The sequence below is a fragment of the Streptomyces sp. NPDC048516 genome, assembly GCF_043199875.1.
Classification (GTDB): domain Bacteria; phylum Actinomycetota; class Actinomycetes; order Streptomycetales; family Streptomycetaceae; genus Streptomyces.
Map to the genome: position 1 here is coordinate 32175 of NZ_JBICWS010000014.1, position 25984 is coordinate 58158.

General features: G+C 72.1%; 26 protein-coding genes. 16 read left to right on the plus strand and 10 right to left on the minus strand.

The window, feature by feature from the left end:
- Window positions 1-29: 29 nt before the first annotated feature.
- Together ACGFR7_RS25660 and ACGFR7_RS25665 are read left to right on the plus strand one after the other, a co-directional pair.
- Window positions 30-2651 (plus strand): helicase-associated domain-containing protein, encoded by a 2622-nt coding sequence (locus tag ACGFR7_RS25660; RefSeq protein WP_393323633.1) that lies wholly within the window; start codon window positions 30-32, stop codon window positions 2649-2651.
- 201 nt (window positions 2652-2852) lie between these two features.
- Window positions 2853-4505 (plus strand): DNA repair helicase XPB, encoded by a 1653-nt coding sequence (locus ACGFR7_RS25665; protein ID WP_393323636.1) that lies wholly within the window; start codon window positions 2853-2855, stop codon window positions 4503-4505.
- Between the two features lie 149 nt (window positions 4506-4654).
- Here the strand turns inward: ACGFR7_RS25665 and ACGFR7_RS25670 are convergent, their stop codons facing one another.
- Both ACGFR7_RS25670 and ACGFR7_RS25675 read right to left on the minus strand, forming a co-directional pair.
- On the minus strand, window positions 4655-5941 hold the full coding sequence (locus tag ACGFR7_RS25670) for a glycosyltransferase 87 family protein (RefSeq protein ID WP_393323638.1): 1287 nt from the start codon (window positions 5939-5941) through the stop codon (window positions 4655-4657).
- A 147-nt stretch (window positions 5942-6088) separates the two neighbouring features.
- Window positions 6089-6361 (minus strand): hypothetical protein, encoded by a 273-nt coding sequence (locus ACGFR7_RS25675; RefSeq protein ID WP_393323641.1) that lies wholly within the window; start codon window positions 6359-6361, stop codon window positions 6089-6091.
- A 652-nt stretch (window positions 6362-7013) separates the two neighbouring features.
- Between ACGFR7_RS25675 and ACGFR7_RS25680 the strand changes: the two genes are divergently transcribed.
- Window positions 7014-8993 carry a HelD family protein gene (locus ACGFR7_RS25680; protein ID WP_393323644.1) on the plus strand — a complete coding sequence of 660 codons (1980 nt, stop codon included), beginning with the start codon at window positions 7014-7016 and terminating at the stop codon, window positions 8991-8993.
- A gap of 173 nt (window positions 8994-9166) precedes the next feature.
- On the opposite strand, the gene ACGFR7_RS25685 is transcribed toward ACGFR7_RS25680, so the two are convergent.
- On the minus strand, window positions 9167-9892 hold the full coding sequence (locus ACGFR7_RS25685; RefSeq protein WP_393323647.1) for a copper homeostasis protein CutC: 726 nt from the start codon (window positions 9890-9892) through the stop codon (window positions 9167-9169).
- Between the two features lie 351 nt (window positions 9893-10243).
- Here ACGFR7_RS25685 and ACGFR7_RS25690 point away from each other — a divergent pair, with 351 nt between their 5' ends.
- The 5 genes from ACGFR7_RS25690 (at window position 10244) to ACGFR7_RS25710 (ending at window position 14888) form a co-directional block, all read left to right on the plus strand.
- Window positions 10244-10753 carry a hypothetical protein gene (locus ACGFR7_RS25690; RefSeq protein WP_393323650.1) on the plus strand — a complete coding sequence of 170 codons (510 nt, stop codon included), beginning with the start codon at window positions 10244-10246 and terminating at the stop codon, window positions 10751-10753.
- Entirely contained in the window at window positions 10750-11475 is a 726-nt protein-coding gene (locus tag ACGFR7_RS25695) for a hypothetical protein (protein WP_393323653.1), read from the plus strand. Before ACGFR7_RS25690 ends, ACGFR7_RS25695 begins: the two co-directional genes overlap by 4 nt.
- Before the next feature lie 62 nt (window positions 11476-11537).
- Window positions 11538-12515 carry a transporter substrate-binding domain-containing protein gene (locus ACGFR7_RS25700; RefSeq protein ID WP_393323655.1) on the plus strand — a complete coding sequence of 326 codons (978 nt, stop codon included), beginning with the start codon at window positions 11538-11540 and terminating at the stop codon, window positions 12513-12515.
- Between the two features lie 54 nt (window positions 12516-12569).
- On the plus strand, window positions 12570-13253 hold the full coding sequence (locus tag ACGFR7_RS25705) for a hypothetical protein (RefSeq protein WP_393323657.1): 684 nt from the start codon (window positions 12570-12572) through the stop codon (window positions 13251-13253).
- Between the two features lie 231 nt (window positions 13254-13484).
- Window positions 13485-14888 carry a Cmx/CmrA family chloramphenicol efflux MFS transporter gene (locus ACGFR7_RS25710; RefSeq protein ID WP_393323660.1) on the plus strand — a complete coding sequence of 468 codons (1404 nt, stop codon included), beginning with the start codon at window positions 13485-13487 and terminating at the stop codon, window positions 14886-14888.
- A gap of 91 nt (window positions 14889-14979) precedes the next feature.
- On the opposite strand, the gene ACGFR7_RS25715 is transcribed toward ACGFR7_RS25710, so the two are convergent.
- The 3 genes from ACGFR7_RS25715 to ACGFR7_RS25725 form a co-directional block, all read right to left on the minus strand.
- A complete protein-coding gene (locus ACGFR7_RS25715) occupies window positions 14980-15522 on the minus strand; it encodes a pyridoxamine 5'-phosphate oxidase family protein (RefSeq protein ID WP_393323663.1) in 543 nt (180 codons plus the stop codon).
- Window positions 15523-15696: 174 nt separating this feature from the next.
- Window positions 15697-15972 carry a DUF4031 domain-containing protein gene (locus ACGFR7_RS25720; RefSeq protein WP_328385160.1) on the minus strand — a complete coding sequence of 92 codons (276 nt, stop codon included), beginning with the start codon at window positions 15970-15972 and terminating at the stop codon, window positions 15697-15699.
- A 90-nt stretch (window positions 15973-16062) separates the two neighbouring features.
- On the minus strand, window positions 16063-16425 hold the full coding sequence (locus ACGFR7_RS25725; RefSeq protein WP_088802267.1) for a hypothetical protein: 363 nt from the start codon (window positions 16423-16425) through the stop codon (window positions 16063-16065).
- A gap of 151 nt (window positions 16426-16576) precedes the next feature.
- Between ACGFR7_RS25725 and ACGFR7_RS25730 the strand changes: the two genes are divergently transcribed.
- The 4 genes from ACGFR7_RS25730 (at window position 16577) to ACGFR7_RS25745 (ending at window position 20913) form a co-directional block, all read left to right on the plus strand.
- Window positions 16577-17524 carry a MurR/RpiR family transcriptional regulator gene (locus tag ACGFR7_RS25730; RefSeq protein ID WP_393323665.1) on the plus strand — a complete coding sequence of 316 codons (948 nt, stop codon included), beginning with the start codon at window positions 16577-16579 and terminating at the stop codon, window positions 17522-17524.
- 153 nt (window positions 17525-17677) lie between these two features.
- Window positions 17678-18616, plus strand: coding sequence for an N-acetylmuramic acid 6-phosphate etherase (gene murQ / locus ACGFR7_RS25735; RefSeq protein ID WP_393323668.1), 939 nt, complete (start codon window positions 17678-17680; stop codon window positions 18614-18616).
- 98 nt (window positions 18617-18714) lie between these two features.
- Window positions 18715-20538 carry a PTS transporter subunit EIIC gene (locus ACGFR7_RS25740; protein ID WP_393323670.1) on the plus strand — a complete coding sequence of 608 codons (1824 nt, stop codon included), beginning with the start codon at window positions 18715-18717 and terminating at the stop codon, window positions 20536-20538.
- Window positions 20539-20781: 243 nt separating this feature from the next.
- The gene (locus tag ACGFR7_RS25745) at window positions 20782-20913 is read left to right on the plus strand and encodes a hypothetical protein (RefSeq protein WP_393323672.1); all 132 of its coding nucleotides are present in this window, start codon (window positions 20782-20784) and stop codon (window positions 20911-20913) included.
- Window positions 20914-21190: 277 nt separating this feature from the next.
- On the opposite strand, the gene ACGFR7_RS25750 is transcribed toward ACGFR7_RS25745, so the two are convergent.
- The 4 genes from ACGFR7_RS25750 to ACGFR7_RS25765 form a co-directional block, all read right to left on the minus strand.
- Window positions 21191-22024: a PIG-L family deacetylase gene (locus ACGFR7_RS25750; RefSeq protein ID WP_393323674.1), complete on the minus strand. Its 834-nt coding sequence runs from the start codon at window positions 22022-22024 to the stop codon at window positions 21191-21193.
- A gap of 448 nt (window positions 22025-22472) precedes the next feature.
- A complete protein-coding gene (locus ACGFR7_RS25755) occupies window positions 22473-22685 on the minus strand; it encodes a hypothetical protein (protein ID WP_393323676.1) in 213 nt (70 codons plus the stop codon).
- Entirely contained in the window at window positions 22682-22933 is a 252-nt protein-coding gene (locus tag ACGFR7_RS25760; protein WP_393323678.1) for a hypothetical protein, read from the minus strand. The genes ACGFR7_RS25755 and ACGFR7_RS25760 overlap by 4 nt, the downstream gene beginning before the upstream one ends.
- A 434-nt stretch (window positions 22934-23367) precedes the next feature.
- Window positions 23368-23586, minus strand: a complete 219-nt coding sequence (locus ACGFR7_RS25765) for a hypothetical protein (protein ID WP_393323681.1) — start codon at window positions 23584-23586, stop codon at window positions 23368-23370.
- Between the two features lie 157 nt (window positions 23587-23743).
- Between ACGFR7_RS25765 and ACGFR7_RS25770 the strand changes: the two genes are divergently transcribed.
- The 4 genes from ACGFR7_RS25770 to ACGFR7_RS25785 all read left to right on the plus strand — a co-directional run bounded on the left by ACGFR7_RS25770 (window position 23744) and on the right by ACGFR7_RS25785 (window position 25836).
- A complete protein-coding gene (locus tag ACGFR7_RS25770) occupies window positions 23744-24538 on the plus strand; it encodes a helix-turn-helix domain-containing protein (protein ID WP_393323684.1) in 795 nt (264 codons plus the stop codon).
- Window positions 24522-24800, plus strand: a complete 279-nt coding sequence (locus tag ACGFR7_RS25775) for a DUF397 domain-containing protein (protein ID WP_393323687.1) — start codon at window positions 24522-24524, stop codon at window positions 24798-24800. The genes ACGFR7_RS25770 and ACGFR7_RS25775 overlap by 17 nt, the downstream gene beginning before the upstream one ends.
- Before the next feature lie 273 nt (window positions 24801-25073).
- On the plus strand, window positions 25074-25523 hold the full coding sequence (locus tag ACGFR7_RS25780) for a hypothetical protein (RefSeq protein WP_393323690.1): 450 nt from the start codon (window positions 25074-25076) through the stop codon (window positions 25521-25523).
- Between the two features lie 10 nt (window positions 25524-25533).
- Entirely contained in the window at window positions 25534-25836 is a 303-nt protein-coding gene (locus ACGFR7_RS25785; RefSeq protein WP_393323693.1) for a hypothetical protein, read from the plus strand.
- The last annotated feature ends 148 nt before the right edge of the window (window positions 25837-25984 follow it).

Sequence of the window (25984 nt, forward strand, 5' to 3'; positions counted from 1 at the left end):
TCCGCCCCCGCCCCGCTAACGTAGGACGAATGACCGGTACACCCCGCACCCTCGCCGAGGAGCTCAGGACCCGCACCGACCGCGGGCTCGTCGGGCTGCTGCGGGCACGCCCCGACCTGCTCAATCCGGTGCCGGGTGACGTCACCCAGCTCGCCACCCGGGCCGGGACCCGCGCGTCGGTCGTCCGCGCGGTGGAACGGCTCGACCGGTTCGTGCTGCAGACCGCCGAGGCGCTGGCGGTGGCGCCCGACCCGTGCCCGTACGACACGCTGGGCGCGCTGATGGGCGGGGACACCGGGGACGCGGCGGTCGCCGCCGAGCTGCCCAGGGCGGTGGCCGAGCTGCGGGCGCAGGCGCTGGTGTGGGGCCCGGACGACCGGCTGCGGCTGGTGCGTACGGCCCGTGAACTACTCAGTCCCAGCCCCGCGCATCCGTCGCCGACCGGGTTGGGGCCGACCGTCACCGAGGCCGCGGCCGGTATGTCGCCGGGGCGGCTGCAGGAGATCATCGCCGCGGCCGGGCTGCCCACCACCCATGATCCGGTCACCGCGGCCGCCGCGCTCACCGCGCTCTTCTCCGACCGCGCCCGGATGACGGCGCTGCTCGACACCGCGCCCGCCGAATCCGTCGCCGTCCTCGACAAGCTGCTGTGGGGCCCGCCGTACGGCGGGGTCACCGACCGTCCGGCCCCGCATCTGCAGTGGCTGCTGGACCGGGGGCTGCTGCTCCCGGCGGGCGCCCGCAATGTCGTCCTGCCGCGCGAAGCGGCGCTCCACCTGCGCGCCGGGCGCGCCCATCACACCCCCGAGCCGGTCCCGCCCGCGCTCTCCCCCGCCACCGAACGTGATCCACAGCTTGTGGACAACGCCGCCGCGAGCCAGGCCTTCACCGCGCTGGCGACCGTCGAGGAACTGCTCAAGGAGTGGGACCTGGGCGGGCCGGGCGTCCTGCGCGCCGGCGGGATGAGCGTCCGCGACCTCAAGCGCACCGCCGCCGCCCTGGACACCACCGAACAGCTCGCCGCCTTCTGGCTCGAACTCGCCTACGGAGCCGGGCTGATCGCCTCCGACGGCGAGGCCGACGAGCGGTTCGCGGCCACCCCGGCCGCCGAGGAGTGGCTGCAGCTGCCCGACCACGAGCGCTGGGCCGTGCTGGCGGCCGGCTGGCTCTCCGCGACCCGCACCGCGGGCGTCGTCGGCAGCGCCGATGCCAAGGGCCGCGCGCTGGCCGCCCTCGGCCCGCACCTCGACCGCTCCCCCGCCCCCGAGGTCCGCCGCCGCACCCTCGCCCTCCTCGCCGGCCTGCCGCCCGGCACCTCCGTGCCGGCGGCGGCGGTCCGCTCCCGGCTGCAGTGGGAGCGTCCGCTGCGCAGCGCCGGGGCCGCGGGCCAGGTCCCGGCACCGGCCACCGGCCGGACTCCGGCCGGGGCGGGGGCCGTCGACGGCGGCGCGCCGTCGCCCGGCCCGTCCGGTTCCGCTCCCGGCCTCGCCGGCTCCGCCCACGCCCCCGCCGGCCCCGTCCCCGCCGACGACCTCCGCTCGCGGCTCGCTCAATGGACGCTGACCGAGGCCGAGTTGCTGGGGGTGACCGGCCGCGGCGCCCTCTCCACCCACGGCCGCGCACTGACCGACACCACCCCGCAGTCCACCGCGGCTCCCTCCCCCGCGCCCGCCGCGGCCCCCTCCCCCGCGGACACCGAAGCCGCCGCGGCCCGCGCCGCCGCGCTCCTCGCCCCCCTCCTCCCCGAGCCCGTCGACCACGTCCTCCTCCAGGCGGACCTGACCGCCGTCGCCCCCGGCCCGCTGCACCGCCCGCTCTCCGACGCGCTCGGCATCCTCGCCGACATCGAGTCCAAGGGCGGCGCGACGGTCTACCGCTTCACCCCCGCCTCGGTACGCCGTGCCCTGGACGCCGGCCGCTCCGCCGCCGAGCTGCAGGAATTCCTCACCGCCCACTCCCGCACCCCGGTCCCCCAGCCACTCGCCTACCTCATCGACGATGTGGCCCGTAAGCACGGCCGGCTGCGGATCGGTGCGGCCACCGCCTACGTCCGCTGCGACGATGACGCGCTGCTCTCCGAGATCCTTGCCGACCGCCGCGCCGCCACCCTCCGGCTGCGCCGGCTCGCCCCGACCGTGCTCGCCGCCCAGACCGCCCCCGACCAACTCCTCGACGGCCTCCGGGCGATGGGCTACGCCCCGGCCGCCGAGTCCACCGCAGGCGACGTACTGATCGCCCGCGCCGACACCCACCGCACCCCGCCGCGCACCGCCCCCACCCCGGTGCCCGACGGCCCGCCGACCCCCGACGCGACCCTGCTCACCGCGGCGGTACGCGCCATCCGGGCCGGCGACCTCGCCGCCACCGCGGAACGCAAGCCGGTCCACGCCCCCGCTCCGGCCGCCCCCGGCGCCCTTCCCCGCACCACCTCCGCCGAGACCCTTGCCACCATGCAGGCCGCGGTGCTGACCCACTCCGCCCTGTGGATCGGGTACGTCAACGCCGACGGCGCCGCCAGCCAGCGCGTCATCGCCCCGGTACGCGTCGAAGGCGGCTTCGTGACGGCCTACGACCACACCTCCGACGAGGTCCGGACCTACCCGCTGCACCGGATCACCGGAGTCGCGGAGCTGGCGGACGACTCGGTCTGAGCGGTGGGCGGCCCCCGTGCTCCGGGGCCCTTGAGGAGGGCCTGTCATTCCCTCGCTGACGCCCGCTGCGCAATGCGGCACACTGGACGTTTGGCCGTATGTGCGGTCGAGGTCCGCAGCCGAGGGCTGTGGCCGTGATCAACGGTCGAGGTCTTGCGGCCGGTACCGGCGGCGAATGCCGGGAAGTGAAAGGCGAGGCGCGTGAACGGACCCCTCATCGTCCAGAGCGACAAAACGCTGCTGCTGGAGGTGGACCACGAACTGGCGGACGCCTGCCGGCGGGCCATCGCGCCCTTTGCCGAGCTGGAGCGGGCGCCGGAGCACATCCATACCTACCGGGTGACACCGCTGGGGCTGTGGAACGCCCGGGCCGCCGGGCACGACGCCGAGCAGGTCGTCGACGCGCTGGTGCAGTTCTCGCGGTACCCGGTGCCGCATGCGCTGCTCGTCGACATCGCCGAGACGATGTCCCGCTACGGGCGGCTGACGCTCACCAAACACCCCGCACATGGTCTGGTGCTGACCAGCACCGACCGCCCGGTGCTGGAGGAGATCCTGCGCTCGAAGAAGGTGCAGCCGCTGGTCGGAGCGCGGCTGGACCCGGATTCGGTCGTGGTGCACCCCTCGGAGCGCGGACAGATCAAGCAGACGCTGCTCAAGCTGGGCTGGCCGGCCGAGGACCTGGCCGGCTACGTGGACGGCGAGGCGCATCCGATCGAGCTGGACGAGAACGGCTGGGCGCTGCGGCCGTATCAGCAGCAGGCGGTCGAGGGCTTCTGGCACGGCGGCTCGGGTGTGGTCGTGCTGCCCTGCGGCGCGGGCAAGACGCTGGTCGGGGCGGGCGCGATGGCGCAGGCCAAGGCGACCACGCTGATCCTGGTGACGAATACGGTCTCGGCCCGGCAGTGGAAGCACGAGCTGGTGAAGCGGACCTCGCTCACCGAGGACGAGATCGGCGAGTACAGCGGGACGAAGAAGGAGATCCGGCCGGTCACCATCGCCACGTACCAGGTGCTGACGACCAAGCGGAAGGGCGTCTACCCGCACCTGGAGCTGTTCGACTCCCGCGACTGGGGTCTGGTCGTCTATGACGAGGTGCATCTGCTGCCCGCGCCGGTCTTCAAGTTCACCGCCGATCTGCAGGCGCGGCGGCGGCTGGGGCTGACCGCGACGCTGGTGCGCGAGGACGGCCGGGAGTCGGATGTGTTCTCCCTCATCGGGCCCAAGCGCTTCGACGCGCCCTGGAAGGAGATCGAGGCGCAGGGGTACATCGCCCCCGCGGACTGTGTCGAGGTACGGGTCAACCTGACCGACTCGGAGCGGCTGGCGTACGCGACCGCCGAGACCGAGGAGAAGTACCGCTTCTGTGCGACCACCGCCAGCAAGCAGCATGTGACCGAGGCGCTGGTCCGCCGCCACCAGGGCGAACAGACGCTGGTCATCGGGCAGTACATCGACCAGCTGGACGAGCTGGGCGAGCATCTGAACGCGCCGGTGATCAAGGGCGAGACCACCAACGCACAGCGCGAGAAGCTTTTCGGCGCCTTCCGGGAGGGCGAGATCTCGGTGCTCGTCGTCTCGAAGGTCGCGAACTTCTCGGTCGACCTTCCGGAGGCCACGGTCGCGATCCAGGTGTCCGGCACGTTCGGCTCGCGCCAGGAGGAGGCCCAGCGGCTGGGCCGGGTGCTGCGCCCCAAGGCGGACGGGCACGAGGCGCGGTTCTATTCGGTCGTCGCGCGCGACACCATCGACCAGGACTTTGCGGCACACCGCCAGCGCTTCCTGGCCGAGCAGGGCTATGCGTACCGCATCGTGGATGCGAATGAGCTCCTGGCGGCGGACGAGGACGTCTGAGCCGGGGGCGCCACGGTGGGCGCGGGCGCCTGAGGGCGGCGGCGCCTGGGTGGACGTCGGCCTGAGGGCGGCGGCGCCGCGGCGAACGCGAACGTCGGAGGGGCGGCGGCGCCGCGGTGGGCATCGCTGCCCCGGTGGGTGGGGTCCGCTCAGACCGCCCGGGCCCCGCTGGGCACCCGCTGCTCGGCGCGCGGTGCCGGGAAGCGGCCGACCGCCGCGCCGGGGACGCCGGGGGGCTTCCGCGTCCACCGGACCACGGCCGCCAGCAGGGCGAGACCCAGCAGCGGATACGGGGCCGCGAACGGCTGCTGCCACCATGCGAAGTGCAGGTCGAGATCACCGGTGTGCGGGATGATCCACATCGTGCGGGCGGCGAAGGCGAGGGTGACGGCGGCCAGCAGCACCCGGCGCCACGGGCGGCGCCGGGTACGGGCGGCGAGCGCGACGAGCAGCGGCACACACCAGACCCAGTGGTGGGACCAGCTGATCGGCGAGACCAGCAGCGCCGTGATCGCCGTACACAGCACACCCCAGCTGTCCAGACCGCGCCGCAGATACACCCGGCGGGCGGTGTAGAGCCCCGCCGCGGCGGTCAGCAGCGCGGGCACCGCCCACAGGAGGCGGGGCTCGGGCTGGTGCAGCACGCGGGTGATCAGGCCCTGGAGCGACTGGTTGTCGACGATCCAGGCCTTGCCGACCCGGCCGGTCTCGAACATCCGCCGCGTCCAGTACTCGATGCTGGCATCGGGCAGGACCAGCCAGCCCAGCAGCGCCGAGGCCAGGAACCCGCCGAGGACGGTGAAGGCGGCCTTCACCCGGCCGGTGACGAGGAGGTAGACGCCGAAGATCGCGGGCGTGAGTTTGATGCCCGCCGCGATGCCGGTGGCGAACCCCTTGAAGCGGGCGCCGTCCGGACGGGAGAGGTCCCACAGGACCAGGCAGGTCAGTGCGAGGTTGACCTGACCGAAGACAAAGGTCTGGAAGACCGGCTCCAGCCAGAGGCCGAGCGCGGTGGTGACGAGGATGACCGGTGCGGTGCGGGAAGCCTTGCGCAGGCCGGCCGCCTTGCAGGAGAGATGGATCAGCAGCGCGAGAAGCGCCGCGTTGACGAGCACGCCCACGACTATCAGCGTGCCGAGCGAGAGCCAGGTGGTCGGTATGAAGAGCACGGCCGCGAAGGGCGGATAGGTGGCCGGAAGTGCCCACTTGGTGACCGTGAAGCCGTAGAGATCACCGCCCGACGAGGCCGCCTGCCCCTCGGCACGGTAGACCGCTATGTCGGACATCGGCAGCGGCAGGACTTGGTACAGCAGCCATAGTCCGGCGAGTGAGGCGATGAGCAGCGCCGCTGCGATCACCAAGCGGCCGGGGCGGGCGGCACCCTGCCCCCAGCTCCGTCTCCACGTCCGCGTCCGCGTCCCGTCGGCGGCAGACACCCGTTGTCCCCTCCCCGTAGCCCTGAGTGCGCTCTCTTTCGGCGACGCTAATGGATCGAGGCCGACGGGCCGTAACGGTTTCCGGACAACCGGATGGCGACGGGGCGGTGCGGGGTCGGGCGGTGCGGTGCGGGGTTGTTCGCGGACTCAGGCGTGCGCGGGGTGGCCGTGGTCGTGGTCGTGCCGGCCGTTCGTGGTGTCGGGCGTTCGTGCGTCGTCCGCGTACTCACCCATGACGGCGACGCTGAACGCGGCCGTGGCGAAGACCTTGATCGCGCGGAGTACGTTGCCCATGACATAGCGGTGCTCGTGGACGACCGCCGCCCCGCTTCCGGGGTCCGCGCCGAGGGCGGTGGCGCCCTTGACCGGGTGGACAGAGATCGGGTGGACAGGACCTGGGGGAATCGCTGCGCTGCTCATGTCTCCATGATGAAATTCACGCGATTGCAGCACATCGGTCCATAGTTCCATCCCTGGGGCCGGACGTCAGTCTCCAGACCCACCCGGCCCCCTACGGGGGGCCTACGGCGCCCTCGGGGTTCGTTCGCTCCGAAACGACCGCCGCGATGCCGCAGGAAATCCGTTGGCGCCGTCCTGAGCCGCTGACTACAATCGCGCGTCTGCCTGCCTCCCGTCGAGGAGTGCCGCCGACCGGTCGGAAACCGGACGGTCCTTCGCTTCACACCGCTGACCCGCGCACCGCCTGACCCGCGCTACGCACCGACACCGGTCCGCCGCGCCCGCTCACCCTGGCGCGCCCGCCGAAGTACCCGCCACCGGAGGCAACGCCGTGTCCTCGCACGCCCACCCGTCACCCGACCACCACCCCTCAACGCCGGCGCTACGCACCGAAAGCCATCCCCCGTCACCCGACCACCACCCCTCAACGCCGGCGCTACGCACCGAAAACCATCCCCCGTCACCCGACCACCACCCCTCAACGCCGGCGCTACGCACCGAAAACCATCCCCCGTCACCCACCCCCACCCCCACTCCCAACCCCGACTCCGCCCCCGACCCCCTCCAGCGCGAAAAGTCCCACCTGGCCGCCTCCCGCGCGGCCCTGCGTGCCATGCGCGAGGACGCCGAGGCGCTGAACATCGCCGATGTCACCGCGAACTGGGTCAACGCCGAAGTCCTCCAGGGCGAGGTCGACGCCCGGATCAAGGCTCTCGCCGACCTCTCCCACACCCCGCTCTTCTTCGGCCGCCTCGACTATCTCCACGCCCCCGGCCTCGACCTTGCCGAAGGCGCCACGGGAGAGAACTTCTACGTGGGGCGGCGGCACGTCCACGACACCGACGGCGACCCCATGGTCATCGACTGGCGCGCGCCCGTCTCCCAGCCGTTCTACCGGGCCTCCAAGAAGGACCCGATGGACCTCAGGCTGCGCCGCCGTTTCGGTTACACGGCCGGCGAGTTGACCGCTTACGAGGACGAACACCTCACCGACCCCGCGGAGGCGGAACGGACCAGCCGGCTCCTCCAGACCGAGATCGAGCGCCCGCGCGTCGGCCCCATGCGGGACATCGTTGCCACGATCCAGCCGGAGCAGGACGAGATCGTGCGCGCCGGCATCGGCGGCTCGGTCTGCGTACAGGGTGCGCCGGGCACCGGTAAGACGGCGGTCGGCCTGCACCGTGTCGCGTATCTGCTGTACGCGCACCGCGAGCGGCTGGCCCGTGCCGGCACCCTCGTCATCGGCCCGAACCGCTCGTTCCTCCACTACATCGAACAGGTGCTGCCGGCCCTCGGTGAGCTGGAGGTCAAGCAGGCCACCGTCGACGACCTGGTCGGTCACGTGGACGTACGCGGCACGGACGAGGCGGCCGCCGCGACGGTCAAGGGCGACGCACGCATGGCTGAGGTGCTGCGGCGGGCGGTCCGCTCGCACATCACCATGCCGAAGGAGCCCTGCGTGGTCGTCCGCGGCTCCCGCCGCTGGCGCGTACCGGCCTACGAACTCGAAGAGCTCGTACAGGAGTTGATGGACCGGGACATCCGTTACGGTGCCGCCCGCGAGGCGTTGCCGCAGCGGATCGCGCACGCCGTACTGGTCCGGATGGAGCAGGCGGGCGAGGCCCCGGACGACCGGGTACAGGACGCGGTGGCCCGTAACCCCGCCGTGAAAGCCGCCGTCAAGGCGGTCTGGCCGCCGGTCGACCCGGCAAAGCTGGTGCTGAGGCTGCTGGGCGACGCGGAGTTCCTGGCCGAGCAGGCCGAGGGGATCCTGACGGCCGAGGAGCAGAAGGCGATCCTGTGGACCAAGCCGCCCCGCAGCGTGAAGAGCGCCAAGTGGTCGTCCGCGGACGCGGTGTTGATCGACGAGGCGATGGACCTGGTCGCGCGCACCCACTCCCTCGGCCATGTGGTCCTCGACGAGGCACAGGACCTCTCCCCCATGCAGTACCGCGCGGTCGGCCGCCGCTGCACGACGGGTTCCGCGACCATCCTCGGCGATATCGCCCAGGGCACCACCCCCTGGGCAACCCACACCTGGGAAGAGGCGCTGGCCCACCTGGGCAAGCCCGGTTCGGCCGTCGAGGAACTCACCCAGGGCTTCCGCGTACCGCGCGAGGTCATCGCCTACGCGTCCCGGCTGCTGCCCGCCATCGCCCCGGACCTGACGGAGGCCACCTCCATCCGCGAGTCGGCGGGTGACTTCGAGATCCGCCCGGTCGAACCGGCGGACCTGACCGCCGCCACCCTCGCGGCCTGCAACGATGCGCTGACGAAGGAGGGCTCGATCGGCCTGATCGCCGCGGAGGCCCGTATTCCGACGCTGCGCACGGCCCTGGCGGCAGCGGGCATGACCTGCCTGGCCCCCGGCGAGGAGACCTCGGCCGAGGCCCGGCTGACGCTGGTACCCGCCACCCTCGCCAAGGGGCTGGAGTACGACTACGTCGTCCTGGAGGAACCCGCCGCGATCGTCGACGGCGAACCGGACGAACGCACCGGCCTGCGCCGCCTGTACGTCTGCCTGACCCGGCCGGTGTCCGGCCTGACGGTGGTCCATGGGGCGCCGCTGCCGGAAGCGCTGGCCGACCGCTGAGGGACGGACGCCGAGGACCGGACGCTGAGGGACGGACGCTGAGGACCGGACGCTGAGGACCGGACGCTGAGGACCGGACGCTGAGACGGAGGGCGGGGACGCCCGGCGAGCCCGCCCCGCCCCCCGGTCAACGCCTCAGCCCCGCCGGTCGACGCCGCAGACCCGGCGGTCGATTACTCAGCCCCCTGCGCGACCGGCCGGTCCAGCGCCTCCCGCCACGTCCGTACCGCCGCCGCGTCCACGGGTGCCGACCAGCCGGCGGACCGGGCCGCGCTCCCGATGTGGAACGCGTCGAGACCGGCCGCACGCAGCTTCGGCAGATGACCGAGCCCGAGCCCGCCGCCGACCAGGATCCGCGGCACGTACCCGGGCTCACCCGCTGCGGTACGTGCCTGCTCGGCCAGCAGCGTCGGCACCCCCGCGCCGACGCCCTGCGCGGCACCGGCCGTCAGATAGGTGTCGAGCCCGGCGGTGCCGGCCGCCGCCGACAGCTCCTTGCGCAGCGCGTCCCGGTCGGCGGCCCGGTCGATGGCCCGGTGGAAGGTCCACCGGCAGCCGTCGATCACCTCGGCCAGCGCCGCCACCGCATCGAGATCCGGCCGCCCGTCCGGCGTCAGAAACCCGAGGACGAACTCCTCGGCGCCCTCCGCCCGCAGCGCCGCGGCCTCCTCGCACAGCGCCGTCACCTCGCCGGCCGCGAAACCTGCGGCGGACCGCAGCATCACCCGCAGCGGAAGGTCGACGGCCGCCCGGATCGCCGCGAACGCCGCGCGGGGCGGGGTGAGCCCGTCGGCCGCCATGTCCGTGACCAGCTCCAGGCGGTCGGCCCCGCCGGCCTGGGCGGCGACCGCGTCCCGCGGGCCGAGCGCGATCACCTCCAGGAGCGCGCGCTTGCTCATATGACCTCATCCTTCGATGACGACGTGTCGAGACGGACCGCCTCGACCGGGCAACAGGTCTAGTCCAATATCCCAGACTACGGGCCACCCGGCGCCCCGGGGCCACCCCCGCACCGCCACGACCGGAGTCCGCCCATACGCCTTACCCGTACGCCCGGCCGGGCGACCGGCCACCGGCCACCGACCAGCCGGCCAGGCGACCGACCGACCAGCCGGCTGGCCGGCCGACCACGACACCCCAGCCCGAAACGCCCCATTGACGCGAGTTTGAACCACCCCTCGCGGGGGTAACACGCCCTCCTCGTAAGGGCGTTACGGCATGGCGCCCATCCAGGCGCAGGGGGAGATCGGATGTCCGAATTAGCGAATGTGTCCGCGGAAATCGCCCCCTATCTCGCCCTGGCGGCGAACAGTATGGGCACCTCCGTGATCACCGCCGCCCAGCAGCGGATCGCCGAACGCACCGTGACCGCCGGCGAGGGCTTCTTCCGACGGCTGCTGCGCCGCGGCGACGGGACCGGCTCCGGCCTCGGCGAAGGCGCCGCCCCCGGCCCCGGCGAGGGCACCGCCCGGCCGCTCCTGGACACCCGGCGCGCGGACACCCTCGACGAACTGCTCGCAAGCCTCGACGATCAGGAGCGGCACCTGCTGTCCGCCGCCGTGACCGCCTGGCTGAGGTCCCCCGCCGACCGCCGCGACGCCCCCCACTTCCTGGAACACGTCACCCGGCTCGCCCCAGCCGCGGGCACACACACCGTCCACAACACCCCGACCGCGACCGGCCAGGGCTCCATCGCGGCCATCGAGATCCACGGCGACATCCACATGGGGGGCGGCCCGGCCCCCCGGAACGGCTCATGACCCGCCTCGGAGACGGTGGCAACGTCCACAACAGTCCGACGGCACACGGCGACCACTCCATCGCGGCCAATGACATCAAGAACGTGATCGTCAAGTGGGTGATGCACCCCAGCGCACGCTGGCTGCCGCTCCTGCTGGCCTGCGCCGCCGTGGTCATCGCCGGAAGCACCCAGCCGGGCGGACCGGCCGGCCAGTACACCCTCTGGGGCACACTCTCCGGGCTGGCGCTCCTCACCGGCGCCGCCCGCGTCCTCAACCGACGACCCCGCGACGCCCGCGTCGTCGGCACCCTGTCCCTCGCCTCCGTCCTGGCGACGGTCGGGAGCTGGCTGGCATTCCAGCACGTCGTCACGCACGGCGAGATCGATGTGACCGGGGCCGTCCGTATCCGGGGCACACAGCCGCTGAACGGGGACACGAACCGGACGCTCACGCTCCTCCTCGACACCCCCGCCCTGAAGGAGGCACGTGACGCCCTGCGCCTGACGCTGGCCATCAAGGACCACGACCCGGCCGGCCCGACCTGCCTCCCGGACTCCGCCACCGTCTCCGTGCTCACCTCGGGCGTCGCGGCCCAGCCACAGCGGATCAGCTCCCGCGGCACTGTCGACTTCGCCCTGGGCGCGGGGGCCAGGACCGTACGGATCAACGTCACCCTGCACACCGACCGCGGCTGCCGGATGGACATCAGCGCGACGGACGCGGTGCTGCACGACAGGTGATCCGGCGGCCCGAAGCCGGCCGTGGAAGCACCGACGACAACCGACACGAACGGGGGCCCTTGATGACCTTGATGACTCTGATGACCTTCATGACCACGCACGCACCCGGAAGCACAGGCCGCCTCCGCCGCGGCAACAGCAGCAGGAGCAGCAGCAGGAGCGGGAGCAGGAGCAGGAGCAGGAGCAGCCGCACCGTCCCGCTCGCGGCACTCCTCGGCCTCGCCGCCCTGACCGCCACCGCCTGCGGCGCCTCGCAGCCGCCCTCACTCTTCGCGAGCGGCAGGACATCGGTCGGCACGAAGAACGACCAGCCGGGCACCGGCGTCGTCCACGTCTACAAGTTCTCCGGCTTCGACATCACCGTCACCCGACAGATCCTCAAAGCCGTCGGGGCCGAGCCCGACTTCGGGATCGTGCCGTCGGAGGACCGCGGCACGGTGCTCACCGAAAAGAAGAAGGACCTGGTCGCCGCGACGTTCTCGATCACCGCCGACCGTATGAAGAAGCTGGACTTCGCCGGACCGTACGCCTCCACCTACCAGGGCATCATGGTCCGCAAGAACGACCACCGCATCCGCAAGCCCCAAGACCTCGTCGGTAAGCGCGTCTGCGCCTGGCCCGGGACCACCTCCTTCACGACACTGGACGGCCCGGCATACAGCCGGATCCAGCTCTACCAGGCCCCGGATGCCTCCAGCTGCATCAGGGACCTCAAGGAAACGAAGTTCGCCGACGCGGTCTCCACCGACCAGATGATCCTCTACGGCTTCACGCAGGAGAACCGGGACCTCAAGGTCGTCCCGGGCCTCACCTACGGCTCCGCCAACCACTACGGCATCGCCATGGCCAAGGGCCACCGCCAGGACTGCCTGAAGCTGCGTGACGCCCTGCGGGACTACGTCACCGACAACACCTGGAACCAGGACTTCTCCACGTCCCTCTGGTCCATTCCCAAGGCCGACCCCAGGTGGGAGAACAACTACAAGCCGAGCGTCGAGATGATCGACGCCCTCTCGTGCCACGACGAGCCCCAGACCTGACCGCCGCATCGCCCTCCGCCCCGGTTTCCCGGCGCGCGAGGCACAATGGCGGGCATGACCTCCGTGTCCCGTACGGCAGACACCACCGACCCGGCGCAGGAGCTGCGGCAGCGATGGGCCGTGACCGTCGCCAAGGCCCGCGGCACCAAGAACCCCACGGCACCCGACCCCGCCCCGTACGCGGACAACCTCCTGTCCCGTTGGCGCGAACCGCAACGCCGCTACCACACCGTCGAGCATCTGACCGCGGTCCTCTACCGCATCGACGAACTGGCACAGCACGCCGACGACTTGCCCACCGTCCAGTTGGCGGCCTGGTTCCACGACGCCGTCTACCGCCCGGACCGCTCCGAGAACGAGGAGCGCAGCGCGGCCCTCGCCGAGCGCGCGCTGCCCGAGCTGGGCATCGGCCCGGCCCGCACGGCCGAGGTCGCCCGCCTGGTGCGGCTCACCGTCACCCATGACCCGGCGCCCGACGACCCCGACGGCGAGGTCCTGTGCGACGCCGACCTCGCCGTGCTCGCCGGCTCCCCCGACGAGTACGCGGCCTACGCCGCCGCGGTCCGCGCCGAGTACTCCTTCGTGCCCGACCCCGACTTCCTCGCCGGCCGCTCCGCCATACTGTCCCAACTCCTCTCCCTCCCCCGCCTGTTCCGGACCCCCCGCGGCTACGACCGCTGGGAACACCTCGCCCGCCGCAACCTCGCCACGGAGCTGGATCTGCTGCGCGGGGCGTAGGGCTTCAGGAGGTGCTTCCGCTGACGCCAGAGGGGGTGCCTCCCCTATCACCAGCTACCGGGAATGCGATCAGGAACCTGACCGGGAATGCGCCCGGGGATGTGACCGGCGAAGCGAGCCGGGATGTGACCGAGAAGGCGAACCGGGAAGGCGAGCCGGGGACGCGAACCAGGAAAGGGACCGGGAATGCGCCCGGGAATGTAAGCCGTCCTACCGCTGTTAGTAGCTGACATGCCAGCACCGTCCGACCGCGCCCGCCTGCCCATAGCCGTGTACGTCCTCGGCCTGTCCGTCTTCGCACTCGGCACGTCCGAGTTCATGCTCTCCGGCATCCTCCAGCCGCTCGCCCGCGACCTGCACGTCTCGATTCCGCAGGCCGGGCTCCTGGTCTCCGCCTTCGCGATCGGCATGGTGGTCGGCGCACCGGTCCTCGCCGCCGCAACGCTCCGCCTCCCGCGCCGGACCACCCTGATCGCGCTGCTCGCCGCCTTCGGCCTGGGCCAGGTGGAAGGCGCGCTGGCACCCTCCTACGGCGTGCTGTTCGTCTCACGCGTCGTGAGCGCGCTGGCCTGCGCCGGCTTCTGGGCCGTCGGCGCGGCCGTCGCCGTCTCGCTGGTACCGGTGACCGCACGGGCCCGCGCGATGGCAGTGATGGTCGGCGGCCTGAGCATCGCCAATATCGCGGGCGTCCCGGCCGGCGCGCTGCTCGGCCAGCACGCGGGCTGGCGCGCCGCGTTCTGGGCGGTGGCCGGCCTGGCCGCGATCGGCCTGATCGGCGTGGTCGCGCTGGTGCCGCGTACGGCCGTGCCCACCGGCGACGACCGCCCGCAGCTCCGCCGCGAGCTGGCCATCTACAAGGACAAGCAGGTCTGGCTGGCGCTGACCGCCACGGCGCTGAACGGCGCCGCGGTCTTCGCGCTCTTCTCCTACCTGTCACCGCTGCTGACCGGCACCGCCGGCCTCGCCGAGAGCTGGGTGCCGACGGTGCTTGCGCTGTTCGGCGTCGGCGCACTGATCGGTACGTTCATCGGCGGCCGGATCGCCGACGCGCACCTCTTCGGGACGCTCTTCGGCGGCATCAGCGCCTCCACGGTCGTGCTGGCCGTCCTGGCGCTGACCGCGCACAGCCCGGTCGCCGCCATCGCGCTCTCGCTGATGCTCGGGGTGACCGCGTTCACCACGGCCCCGGCACTCAACGCCCGGATGTTCAACGTGGCGAACGCCGCGCCGACGCTGGCCGGCGCCACCACCACCGCCGCCTTCAACATCGGCAACACCCTCGGCCCCTGGCTCGGCGGCCTGGCCATCGGCGCGGGCTGGGGCTACCCGTCCGTCGCCTGGACCGGTGCCGCGCTGGCCGCGGCGGCCGTCGTCACCACCGCCCTCGCCTTCCGGCTGCACCGCGCGACAAGCCGCTCCCGGCTGATCGCCTCCTCGGCAGCCGCCACTGGCGCCAATGCCGCAACGGCGGCACACAAGACAGCAGCGGCAGTGGGGGCAATGAAGGCAGCGGAGGCAGCGGAGGCAGTGGCGGCAGCGGAGGCAATGCAGACCACGACGGCACCCACGGGGGCGCCCACGGCGGCGACAGCATCAAAGACAGCGGCGGCCGGGGATGCGACGGGACGGCGCTGAGCTCCTGAGCTCCTGAGTCCCTGAGCTCCTGAGTCCCTGAGCTCCTGAGTCCCTGAGCCGGCGCCCGCCCCCGTGCCCCCACCGCAGCGTCCTACGCCCCGCCGTCAAACCTCCACCGCGTCTGGCTGTAGGTCTCTCCCCGCCCGAATCCGAAGGCCGTGACCGGCTCGACGCGGAAGACCACGGCCCGGCCGCCCTGCCCTTGGAACGCGCCGTCGCGGACGTCGAAATGCCAGTCGCTCCCGTACTTCTCGGTGTACAGACCGGCCAGTCGGCGCAGCGTCGGCTCGTCCCTGACCTGCACCGCGTCGCCCTCGACCACCACATCGAGCCCGGCGTGCAGATCGTTGCCGCCGGCCGTCGAGGTGGTCAGCACGCAGTGCGCGTTGGTTTCGAGGTTCTTGGCCTTGCGTTCGCCGGGGCCGGTGCAGAAGTGGAGGGCGCCGTCCGACCAGACGGCGAGCAGCGGGGTGACATGCGGGCGGCCGTCGGGCCGGACGGTGGTGAGCCAGAAGATCTCCGCCTCGGTCATGCCGCCGACGGCCGTGGGCCATCCGGTCGCCGTGGCGTCCTCACTGCTGTAGTCGGGGTCGAGATCGGTGGCCGGCTCCCGGCCCGGTTCGCTGACGGACATGGCTGTCCCCTTCCCATACGGCTTCCGTACGGCGCACGGTCAGGCCCATCGTCCGGCGGCCCCCCGTCCCGCCCCCGCTACGACGCGCCGCAGGGGGCCACCGGGGGGGGCTCTACGAGTGCGGCTCCATCCGGGGGGCCGGCTCCATCCGGCGGGCCATCCACCGGCCGGCGCTCACACGCGCGGCGCCGGCCGGTTCTTGGGGCGGCGCAGCCCCGCGGCCGTCAGGCGGCGCAGCAGCTCCTTGCTGCCGACCTCCACGGCGCCGGCCCGCACCGCATCGCCGTACCGCTCCGCCGGCAGGTCGTAGTGGTCGCGCTCGAACGCCCGCCGGGGCGCGCCGATCCCCGCCGCGAAGACGTGCAGTTCGTCGAAGGAGTGGTCGCTGACCAGGTGCGACCACATCCGGCCGTGCCCGGGCCAGGTGGGGGGATCGATATAGATCGCCACGTCAGTCCTCCGGCCGGGTCACTGGGTCAGCCCGCCGCACCGTCCACCGCCTCGCCTCGCTCCATGCACCACCTCGCGCCATCCACCACCTCACCCCTCCAGGGAAGTGCCGAGCCGCCCGACCCGGGCCACGGCGACCGCCGTCTTGGGGCAGACCCAATGCGGGTCGGGTCCCAACTCCGGCTCGACGTCGAGCGCATGGGGATCGCCCGACTCCGTGCACACGGGGCACAGCGGCCAGCGGCCGTACCGGTCCAGCAGGGCATCCTGGACGTCCTGCGCTATCAGTCCCGCGACGAATGCCGCGCCTTCAGGCCATTGCTCCACCCACCACCGGCGGTGGACGACCGCGTCCTCCACGAGCGAGACGATGTCGGCGTCGGCCACCTCATCCGCCATCAGGTCGGCGAGCACCAGCGCCCGCGCGGCGTGCAATGCCTGTTCCAGCTCCATGCTGCCCATTGTCCCCCGGCCACCCACCGGCGAAGACGTTGTCCACAGCCCCGGCACACATCCCGCGCTCGCCCCGTGCGGATCCTGCGCTCTGTCCACAGCACTCACCGAGGGTATTGACGCCGCGCGGCGATGAAATTACTTTTCAATCGTGAGCAGCAGCGTGAAGGAAACTTTCAAGGACGCGGCCGTCGAGACCCGACCGGCCCCGGCCCCACCCGCCCCCGCCGCACTGGCCGCCAAGGTCCGCACCCTCGCCCCGACGATGACCCGCTCCATGCAGCGGGTCGCCGAGACCGTGGCGAGCGACCCGGCCGGCTGTGCCGCCCTCACCGTCACCGGCCTCGCGGAGCGCACGGGCACCAGCGAAGCCACCGTCGTACGGACGTCCCGGCTGCTCGGCTACCCGGGCTATCGCGACCTGCGGCTCGCCCTCGCCGCGCTCGCCGCGCAGCAGGCGGCCGGCGGCGCGCCCGCGGTGACCGCCGACATAGCGGTCGACGACTCCCTCGTCGAGGTCGTCGCGAAGCTCGCGCAGGAGGAACAGCAGTGCCTGGCCGACACCGCCGCGGCACTGGACGTCACCCAGCTCGAAGCGGCCGTCGCCGCGCTCGCCGGGGCCCGCCGCATCGATGTGTACGGCATCGGGGCCTCCAACCTCGTCGGCCAGGACCTCGTCCAGAAGCTGCTGCGCATCGGCCTGATCGCGCATGCGCACGCGGACCCGCATCTGGCCGTGACGAACGCGGTGCAGATGCGGACCGGTGACGTCGCCATCGCGATCACGCACTCCGGGCGGACCACCGATGTCATAGAGCCGCTGCGGGTGGCCTTCGATCACGGCGCGACCACCCTCGCCATCACCGGCCGTCCGGACGGCGAGATCGCCTCCTACGCCGACTACATCCTCACCACGTCCACGGCCCGCGAGAGCGAGCTGCGCCCGGCCGCGATGTCGTCCAGGACGAGCCAGCTGCTGGTCGTGGACTGCCTGTTCATAGGGGTCGCGCAGCGTACGTACGAGACCGCGGCCCCGGCGCTCTCCGCCTCCTACGAGGCCCTTGCCCACCGCCACTCACCACGCCACAACCAGCGCTGACCTCGCGCCGCCCGCCACTGTGCGGGCCCGTGCCCATGCCGGGCCCGTGCCCGCGACGTCGGCGAGGGCGGCAGCAACCCCGAGACGAGGCAGCACAGCCGAAGAAAGCACCGGCCTCCCCGCGAGCCCGACCCGAAAAGAGCCATCGTTGCCATGACCTCCACCGCCGACTACGCCCATCTGCGCGCCCAGTTGGACACCCTCACCACCGAAGCGTTCCGGCCCGACCTCGCGGACATCGACCGCCGCTCCACCCTGGACATCGCCCGCACGATGAACGACGAGGACGCCACCGTCCCCGCCGCCGTCGCCCGGCGGCTCCCCGAGATCGCCGCCGCCATCGACGCCACCGCCGCGCGCATGGCGAGCGGCGGCCGCCTGATCTACGCGGGCGCCGGCACGGCCGGCCGCCTCGGGGTGCTGGACGCCAGCGAATGCCCGCCGACCTTCAACACCGACCCCTCCCAGGTCCTCGGGCTGATCGCGGGTGGGCCGTCCGCGATGGTCACCGCCGTCGAGGGCGCCGAGGACAGCACAAAATTCGCCGTCGAGGATCTGACCGGCATCGGCCTGACCGACCTGGACACCGTCGTTGGCATCTCCGCCTCGGGCCGCACGCCGTACGCGATCGGGGCCGTCGAGTACGCCCGCGAGCTGGGCGCGCTGACCATCGGCCTGTCCTGCAACGCCGATTCGGCGCTGGCCGCGGCCGCCGAGCACGGCATCGAGATCGTGGTCGGCCCGGAGCTGCTGACCGGCTCCACCCGGCTCAAGGCGGGCACCGCCCAAAAGCTGGTGCTCAACATGCTCTCGACCCTCACCATGATCCGCCTGGGCAAGACCTACGGGAATCTGATGGTGGACGTCCGCGCCTCCAACGAAAAGCTGCGGGCCCGCTCGCGCCGTATCGTCGCGCTCGCCACCGGCGCCACCGACCCGGAGATCGAGACGGCGCTCAGGATCACGGACGGCGAGGTGAAGAACGCCATCCTCACCCTCCTCGGCGATGTCGACGGCCCCACCGCCGCCCGCCTTCTCGATGCCTCCAACGGCCATCTGCGCGAAGCCCTCCAGGCCGCCAAGAACCCCTGAGGCCCGCGGGATCCCCTGCCCCCGGACCTCGCCCCCGTTCCCCGCCCCCCGTTCCCCGACCCCTGCTCCTGGTTTGTCTCCACAGCAAGGCACCGCATATGCCCGAAGACAAGAACCGCGCCACCGCCGCCGCGATCCTCCCTCTCGTCGGCGGTGCCAAGAACCTCACCTCCATCGCCCACTGCATGACCCGCCTCCGCCTCGGCGTCCAGGACCGCTCCCTGGTCCAGGACGAAGCCCTCAAGGCGCTCCCGGCCGTCATGGGCGTGGTCGAGGACGACACGTACCAGATCGTGCTGGGCCCCGGAACGGTTGCCCGGGTCACCCCCGAGTTCGAGCGCCTGGTCGAGCAGGCCCGCACCACGGCCCCGCCCCCGGAACCGAAGGCCGGAGCGCCGGGGGCCGGAGCGCCAGGAGCCGGAGCACCGGAGGCCGGAGCACCGGATGCCGGAGCACCGGATGCCGGAGCGCCGGAGGCCCTCGCGCAGACCGCCGCCCCCGGGGCCGCCACACCACCCTCCGCACCGGAATCCACACCCGAGGCCGCTACCTCCACCGGCGCCCCGACCTGCACCCCGACCGGCGCCCTCACCGCCACCACCGCCGAGGAGCTGGCCGCCCAGGGCGCCGCCCTCAAGGCCCGGCAGAAGTCCCGGAACGCCACTCCCGTAAAGCTGTTCCTGCGCCGGATCGCCAATATCTTCGTCCCGCTGATCCCGGCCCTGATCGGCTGCGGCATCGTCGCCGGTATCAACGGCCTGCTGGCCAACCTCGGCTGGCTGCCGTCCGTCGTCCCGGCGCTGGCCGCCATCGCCTCCGGCTTCATGTCCCTCATCGCCGTCTTCGTCGGCTACCAGACCGCGAAGGAGTTCGGCGGCACACCGATCCTCGGCGGCGCGGTCGCCGCGATCATCGTCTTCCCTGGCATCGCCCACGTCACGGCCTTCGGCCAGAAACTCGCCCCGGGCCAGGGCGGAGTACTCGGCGCACTCGCCGCGGCACTGCTCGCCGTCCAGGTGGAGAAGTGCTGCCGCAACGGGGTCTTCCCCGGCCGGGCGAAGCCGAGAGCGTGGGGAAAGGTCCCCGACGCGCTGGATGTGCTTCTCACTCCCACCCTGACCGTCCTGGTCACGGGGCTGGTCACGATCTTCGGCCTGATGTTCGTCGCGGGCGAGGTCTCCACCGCCATCGGGACGTTCGCCACCTGGCTGCTGGCCCACGGCGGGGCCTTCGCCGGTTTCGTCCTGGGCGGTCTCTTCCTCCCCCTCGTGATGCTGGGCCTCCACCAGGCCCTGATCCCGATCCACACCACCCTCATCGAGCAGCAGGGCTATACCGTCCTGCTGCCGATCCTCGCCATGGCGGGCGCAGGCCAGGTCGGCGCCGCCCTCGCCGTCTACCTCCGGCTCCCCCGCAACCGCTCGATCCGTACGACCATCAAGTCCGCCCTCCCCGCAGGCTTCCTGGGCGTCGGCGAACCCCTCATCTACGGCGTCTCGCTCCCCCTGGGCCGCCCCTTCATCACCGCCTGCATCGGCGGCGCGTGCGGCGGCGGCTTCATCGGCCTCTTCAACCAGCTCGGCGACGCCGTCGGCTCCACCGCCATCGGCCCTTCAGGCTGGGCCCTCTTCCCCCTGGTCAAGGGCAACCAACCCGTCACCACCACCCTCGTCGTCTACGCCCTGGGCCTGGCCGTCGGCTACCTCACCGGCTTCCTCGCCACCTACTTCTTCGGCTTCAGCAAACAACTGCGGGCGGACCTGAACACGGACCCCGAAGACCCCGACGCCGCTGCCACCGCCACCGCTCCCCACCCCCCGCAGACCACCGATCCCGCAACCACCGGAGCCCCGACCCCGCCAACAGCCACACCGGGCACGCCGAACACACCGGGCACGCCCGCCGGCCTGGGGACACGCTGAGGCCAGGCCCCGGCCTGTCATTGCGCTGCCGGGCTCCCGGCACCCCCTGCACCATGCCCGAATGCCCGAATGCCCGAATGCCCCCTGCCGAGGGCAACACCACCCACTGATCAGCCAGGAACGGCCAGGAACGGCCAGGAACGGCCAGGAATGGCCAGGAGCGCCAGTGGAAGCGGACCCGCCCGGAAGAAGACCGTGGCTCGGCGCGGCGCCGGAGGCCAGAGGTCAGTTGAGGGCATTGACGTGGGGGGCAAGCGCGCCGCCGGCACCGGCACCGGCACCGGCACCGACAGCGACAGCGACAGCGACAGCGACAGCGACAGCGACAGCGACGAAACGCAAGCACGGACCGCCACCGAGGAAGGCACCGGCTGAACCACCGGCGCTCCCGCCAACCGACCCTGATCACCGGTCGCCGGGAGCGCCGCCCGCGCCGGTCGACCGGTGATCGTCACCCTCCCGCGGTTCGGGGACCGAGCCGGAGTGCGCCGCGCTTGGTGCGGGCCGAGGAACACCGGGTACAGGCCGGCAACTGTTCCGGGACCCGGGCAGCGCGCAGTTCACGCAAGTCGGGGAGTGCCCAGGGTGCCGAGGGAGCACCGAGCAGCCTGGCGATCAACTCGAATCGGGCGCCCCCGGCCGGACCGTCGAGTCAGCGCAGTCCGGCGAAGAGATCGTTCTCCGGTACGGCCGCGCCGGTGGCGTCCTGGACACGTACGAAGGTCTCCATGCCCATCAACTCGCCGAACCTCTCCTTGCCCATCTTGAGGAAGAAGATGTTCTCGCCCTGACTGGCGTGTGCGGCCAGCGCGTCGAACTTCTGACCGCTGAATGCGGCGGTGTCCACCCACGTGGTGATCTCCTCGTCGGGGAGACCGATCTCGGCTATCGCGGCGGCCTCGGCAGGATCCGGCTCCGGCATGTCCTCCTGGAACTCGCGCATGGTCTCCGCGAACCGCTGCATCATCGAGCGGGGCATCGTCGTCCAGTACACCTTCGGTGTCAGTTCGGTCATCTCCAGCGCCGCCATCGTGATGCGGTGGGCCTGGATGTGGTCGGGGTGGCCGTAGAAGCCGTTCTCGTCGTAGGTGACGACCACATCGGGTCGGTAGTGCCGCATGAGTTCCGCGAGGCGGGCGGCGCCTTCCTCCACGGGGGTCTGCCAGAAGGATCCGGGGGCGTCGTTACTCGGCCAGCCGATCATCCCGGAGTCGGCGTAGTCCAGCATTTCCAGATCGCTGATCTTCAGGGCCTCACAGCTCGCCGCCAGTTCCTGACGGCGCATCAAGGCGACGGCCGCCGGATCGTGCCCGGGATCGCCCGGCTTGGCGCCCCCCGGTCCGTCACCGCAACCGCCGTCGGTACACGTCACAAGAACCGTACGAATTCCCTCCGCCGCATACCGCGCCAGGACCCCTCCGGTTCCGGTGGCCTCGTCGTCGGGGTGGGCGTGCACTGCCATGAGCGTCAAGGGCCGGTCAGTCATGAACAAGTCCTCCTGCGGAAATACATCCTGGTCTGAGTGCGCGGCGGGCGTACCGCGATCCCGGGGCCCGGATCCTGCCGGGGCGGACGACCTTGTGGTCTCCGTGCTCCCCGCCCGTGCGACACCGGTCCCTCGGTCGATGCAACAGTGCCGGCCGGACCGGCTGTTCCCGGCGCGGCCGCTCGACCTTCCCAAGCGTCGGCGTGAACGTTGCTATTCCAGCGCCGGCAGGAGCAACTCGGATTCGTTCCTCCGGACGCGGTGCAGGACGCCCTGAGTCAGCTCTGATCTGGTGGGGTCCTGAGGCCGCCACCGGCGCTGAGCACGTAGATGCCGGCGCCTTCCCTTCCACCGACGGCCTGTGGCGGCCAGGGCCGCTCATCGCCCGCGGACCCCAGACCGCGTCCGGCCTGAACCGTCGCCGGCAGGAGGCTGCCCCGGCCCTTCCTCAAGGGATCATCCGGCTCCCCCAGTTCAGCTCTCTGAGGCGGGCCGCCAGTACGGCGGACGGCGGGGCGGGGCGCAGTAAGTGCGGCGGGCAGGTCCACGGCCGGCCGCCGCCGGACTCGCGGAGCCGCACCAACGGCCCCTGGTGACCCACGACCCGGCCGACGCGCCCGTCCCGCCCGTCCACCGCATAGCTGCCGGGCGACAACTTCACGGCTGTCCCTCCTCCGGGCCGTGCCCGGGGGCTGCGGTCTTGGCGTAGTCCACCAAGACCTCGGCCAGCCGTTGGGCGGTGTCGAGGTTGCAGCGCCCCAATTCGACCAGCGGCGCCATGACGCTGCTCGCGCAGGACACCGGGTCGACGCAGAGGGAGGGAAGGGTGATCCCGACCGCCTGGAGTGCGGTGTGCAGTTCCGCCATGACGCCTTCGGCCTGGCGTACTCGATCACGCGCCGTCAACATTTCGCCTCATCGCCTTCCACGCTGAGTATCCCCGTCGTGCACACAGCGTGGCGGCTACCGGCCCAGCCTGCAGAGAGACGCATATCCAACAACCGATCGTGTGTAACAGGGAGTTGCCAAGAGGCCCGCGCCCCGGCATCTCACCCCCCACCCTCGTCACCCCGCGCCATGCTCGGGGCCGGGCTGTCGCGCCGGCGCATGTCCACCCGTGCCCCGCGGCTCAAGCCGCGCGCCCCCGAGCCGTCCACTCCGTTCCCGCCCGTGTGCAGCACTTACGCAAAGCAACACCCCCGCACGCCGCCTACGCCCCCACCCCCACACCCCCGCGGCCCGCGCCCCGGAATCCGCCCCCACACCGGCAGCCGACCGTACGACCGTCAGCCGTACATCCGCACGGGTCACAGCCCCGGCACCCACCACGCGCCGCCCGCCCCTCACGGCATCCGGCTCTGCCAGTTCAGTTCCCTGACGCGGGCCGCCAATACGGCGGACGACGGGGCGGCGCACAGCACGTGAGGCGGGCAGTCCCACGGCACGCCACCCCCGGGCGGACGGAGCTGCACCAGCGCCCCCTCGTGGCCGACGACCACACCGATGACCAAGCCGACGCGACCGTCCCGTCCGTCCGCCGCGTAGCTCCCGGGGGCCGGCATCACGGCCGCGGCTCCTCCTCACCGTGTCCCGGCACGGCGGTCCGGGCGTAGCCCGCCAGTACGCCGGCGAGCCGCCGGGCCGTGTCCAGATTGCAGCGCCCCAGCTCGACCAACCCCCGGACCCCAACCCCTCGACCCGTCCTCGTCGCCCCGCGCCATGCTCGGCGCGGAGTTACGCCACAAGCGCGAAGAGGCCGGTCTCACCCAGGAAGAACTCGGCAGGCCCCTCTTCGTCAGCGGCTCGTTCATCGGCCAGCTGGAGGCCGGGACGCGGCGGATGCAGCTGGAATACGCCGTGAAGATCGACGAGATCCTTGGCACGGCCGGCTACTTCGCCCGCAACTGCGAGGCCGCGACGAAGTCCAAGTATCCGGATCACTTCGCGGAGGCGGCGGAGGCGGAAGCCGTCGCCACGTCGATCAGGGAGTACGCGCCGCAGCTGATTCCAGGGCTGCTCCAGACGAAGGCCTACGCATGGGCGGTGTGCCGCGCGTACCAGCCGACGGCACCCGAGGACGTGATCGAGGAAACGGTCACGGCCCGACTCGAACGCACACGCCTTCTCGACCATCCAACGACCCCGTTGTTGTGGGTGGTGCTGGACGAGTCCGTGCTGCGCCGCAAGACCGGTGGACCGGTGGTGATGGCGGAGGCACTGTGGCATGCGGTGGAGCTGATCCGGAAGCATCGGGTCATCGTGCAGGTGTTGCCACTCACGGCCGGCGCCCAAGCGTCGATGAATGGCGCGCTCAAGTTGATGAGCTTCGAGGGCGCCCCCACGCTCGCCCATCTCGAAGTGTTGAGCGCAAGCAAGTTGGAGGACGACCCAGCAACCGTCGCCCGTCACGAACTGACTTACGATCTGCTCGGGGCCAGCGCACTGTCACCCCAAGATTCCCTGGCCCTGATCGAATCAGTGGCGGAGGATTACGCGCATGAAGATCAGCCCTGAGTACGACCTGAGCACAGCCACCTGGCGTAAGTCCAGCTACAGCGGCGGCGAGGGTGGCAACTGTCTTGAGGTCGCCACCTGGCGCAAGTCCACCCACAGCGGCGGCGACGGCGGAAACTGCCTCGAAGTCTCCGACGACCACCCCGGCATCGTGCCCGTCCGGGACTCCAAGGACCCGCACGGTCCGGCGCTCGCGTTCCGGGCGCCGGCGTGGGCCGCGTTCATCGAGGGCGTCAAGGCAGGTTCCCCGCACACCGCCTGACGCACCACGCGGGGCCCGGGGCTCAAGCCGCGGCCCCCGAGCCCTCTTTCCAAGGAAAGGGCGGTCGGAAGAAACCCACCCGCCCTCCCCCGAGCCGCCAGCTCGCCGCCAACGCGCCGCCAACTCCCGCGCGTACCAGCGAGGATGACCTTCCGTGACCGGCTTGGACATCACGTCGCGTCGGTCTGGCGTGCGCAGCAACAAAACAACCCCGGCAGGTGCTACCAACACCGACCGGGGTCTGACCACCAAGATCGAACCAGGACCGATCTCATGGCTGACGACAACTTTAACGCCGTCCCCTGCGCCCCCGCACTCCCCCACGGCAACCACCCCTCCGCCCGCCCCGGCTACGGCAAGCGCGAAGTGTCCGCCCAACACCCCTCCCGCCCCGGCGACTTCGCGCACCTCCCCCGTCGTGAGGCGTCCATCGCCGCCTACCTCGACCGGCTGCCCGAGGGTGCCGACATCTCCGTGAAGACGCTGGCCAAGGTGTTGCCGGACTACGGGCGGTGCGCCCTGCGGACCGCGCTCCGCCGCCTCTCGGAGGCCGGTCACCGGCCCTCTTCCGTACGGCCGCCGCCCACCGATCGTGACCCCGCATTCCCATGGCGCGGCAGTCAGCCCGGCAGCAAGTACGACAGCGCGCAGAGCGGCAGCGCGGCAAAGCGGCAAAGCGGGCGTCCGGCAGAGCGGCACTGCCGCTCTGCGGGCAGTAAGTAGGGTCGGCGCCATGCTGATCCGATTACGCCGCCCCTGGCGCGCCAGGCTGATCGTGGCCCTCACGGTTCTCGTACTGACCGCCGGCGGGGTGGCACTGCTCCTGTGGGGCGAGACACCGCCCTCCTACCCGCCACTTCCCCAGCTGCACGGGCCGCACCTCTCGATCCACGTCGCCTACGAAAGCACCATCAACCGCGACACCCCGCCCGCACCGGCCACCCTCTGCGGCGCCGCGATGCTGGCCGCGGCAGGGGCCCTGTGCCTCGCGGGCTGCCTCATCGTCCGCCGCCGGCAGCAGGGGCCCACGGGCTGACGGCAGGGGCCCGGCGCCCGCAACCAGCGTGCCGAGGGCCGTGCGCTGGTGGGTGACCGAGCGACCCGTGCGGCCCGTCGTCGCCATGCCTGCCGATCTGAGCGCCGCCGCATGGGACGAGGCCGTCGCCCGGGACCGCCACCCGACT

Bases quoted from the DNA above. Each gene is read 5' to 3' on its own strand.
- ACGFR7_RS25660 (WP_393323633.1), top strand. From the start codon at position 30: ATGACCGGTACACCCCGCACCCTCGCCGAGGAGCTCAGGACCCGCACC.
- ACGFR7_RS25675 (WP_393323641.1), bottom strand. From the start codon at position 6,361: ATGAGCAGCGCAGCGATTCCCCCAGGTCCTGTCCACCCGATCTCTGTC.
- ACGFR7_RS25680 (WP_393323644.1), top strand. From the start codon at position 7,014: ATGCGCGAGGACGCCGAGGCGCTGAACATCGCCGATGTCACCGCGAAC.
- ACGFR7_RS25685 (WP_393323647.1), bottom strand. From the start codon at position 9,892: ATGAGCAAGCGCGCGCTCCTGGAGGTGATCGCGCTCGGCCCGCGGGAC.
- ACGFR7_RS25690 (WP_393323650.1), top strand. From the start codon at position 10,244: ATGTCCGAATTAGCGAATGTGTCCGCGGAAATCGCCCCCTATCTCGCC.
- ACGFR7_RS25695 (WP_393323653.1), top strand. From the start codon at position 10,750: ATGACCCGCCTCGGAGACGGTGGCAACGTCCACAACAGTCCGACGGCA.
- ACGFR7_RS25700 (WP_393323655.1), top strand. From the start codon at position 11,538: ATGACCTTGATGACTCTGATGACCTTCATGACCACGCACGCACCCGGA.
- ACGFR7_RS25705 (WP_393323657.1), top strand. From the start codon at position 12,570: ATGACCTCCGTGTCCCGTACGGCAGACACCACCGACCCGGCGCAGGAG.
- ACGFR7_RS25710 (WP_393323660.1), top strand. From the start codon at position 13,485: ATGCCAGCACCGTCCGACCGCGCCCGCCTGCCCATAGCCGTGTACGTC.
- ACGFR7_RS25715 (WP_393323663.1), bottom strand. From the start codon at position 15,522: ATGTCCGTCAGCGAACCGGGCCGGGAGCCGGCCACCGATCTCGACCCC.
- ACGFR7_RS25725 (WP_088802267.1), bottom strand. From the start codon at position 16,425: ATGGAGCTGGAACAGGCATTGCACGCCGCGCGGGCGCTGGTGCTCGCC.
- murQ (WP_393323668.1), top strand. From the start codon at position 17,678: ATGACCTCCACCGCCGACTACGCCCATCTGCGCGCCCAGTTGGACACC.
- ACGFR7_RS25740 (WP_393323670.1), top strand. From the start codon at position 18,715: ATGCCCGAAGACAAGAACCGCGCCACCGCCGCCGCGATCCTCCCTCTC.
- ACGFR7_RS25750 (WP_393323674.1), bottom strand. From the start codon at position 22,024: ATGACTGACCGGCCCTTGACGCTCATGGCAGTGCACGCCCACCCCGAC.
- ACGFR7_RS25760 (WP_393323678.1), bottom strand. From the start codon at position 22,933: ATGTTGACGGCGCGTGATCGAGTACGCCAGGCCGAAGGCGTCATGGCG.
- ACGFR7_RS25765 (WP_393323681.1), bottom strand. From the start codon at position 23,586: ATGCCGGCCCCCGGGAGCTACGCGGCGGACGGACGGGACGGTCGCGTC.
- ACGFR7_RS25770 (WP_393323684.1), top strand. From the start codon at position 23,744: ATGCTCGGCGCGGAGTTACGCCACAAGCGCGAAGAGGCCGGTCTCACC.
- ACGFR7_RS25775 (WP_393323687.1), top strand. From the start codon at position 24,522: ATGAAGATCAGCCCTGAGTACGACCTGAGCACAGCCACCTGGCGTAAG.
- ACGFR7_RS25780 (WP_393323690.1), top strand. From the start codon at position 25,074: ATGGCTGACGACAACTTTAACGCCGTCCCCTGCGCCCCCGCACTCCCC.
- ACGFR7_RS25785 (WP_393323693.1), top strand. From the start codon at position 25,534: ATGCTGATCCGATTACGCCGCCCCTGGCGCGCCAGGCTGATCGTGGCC.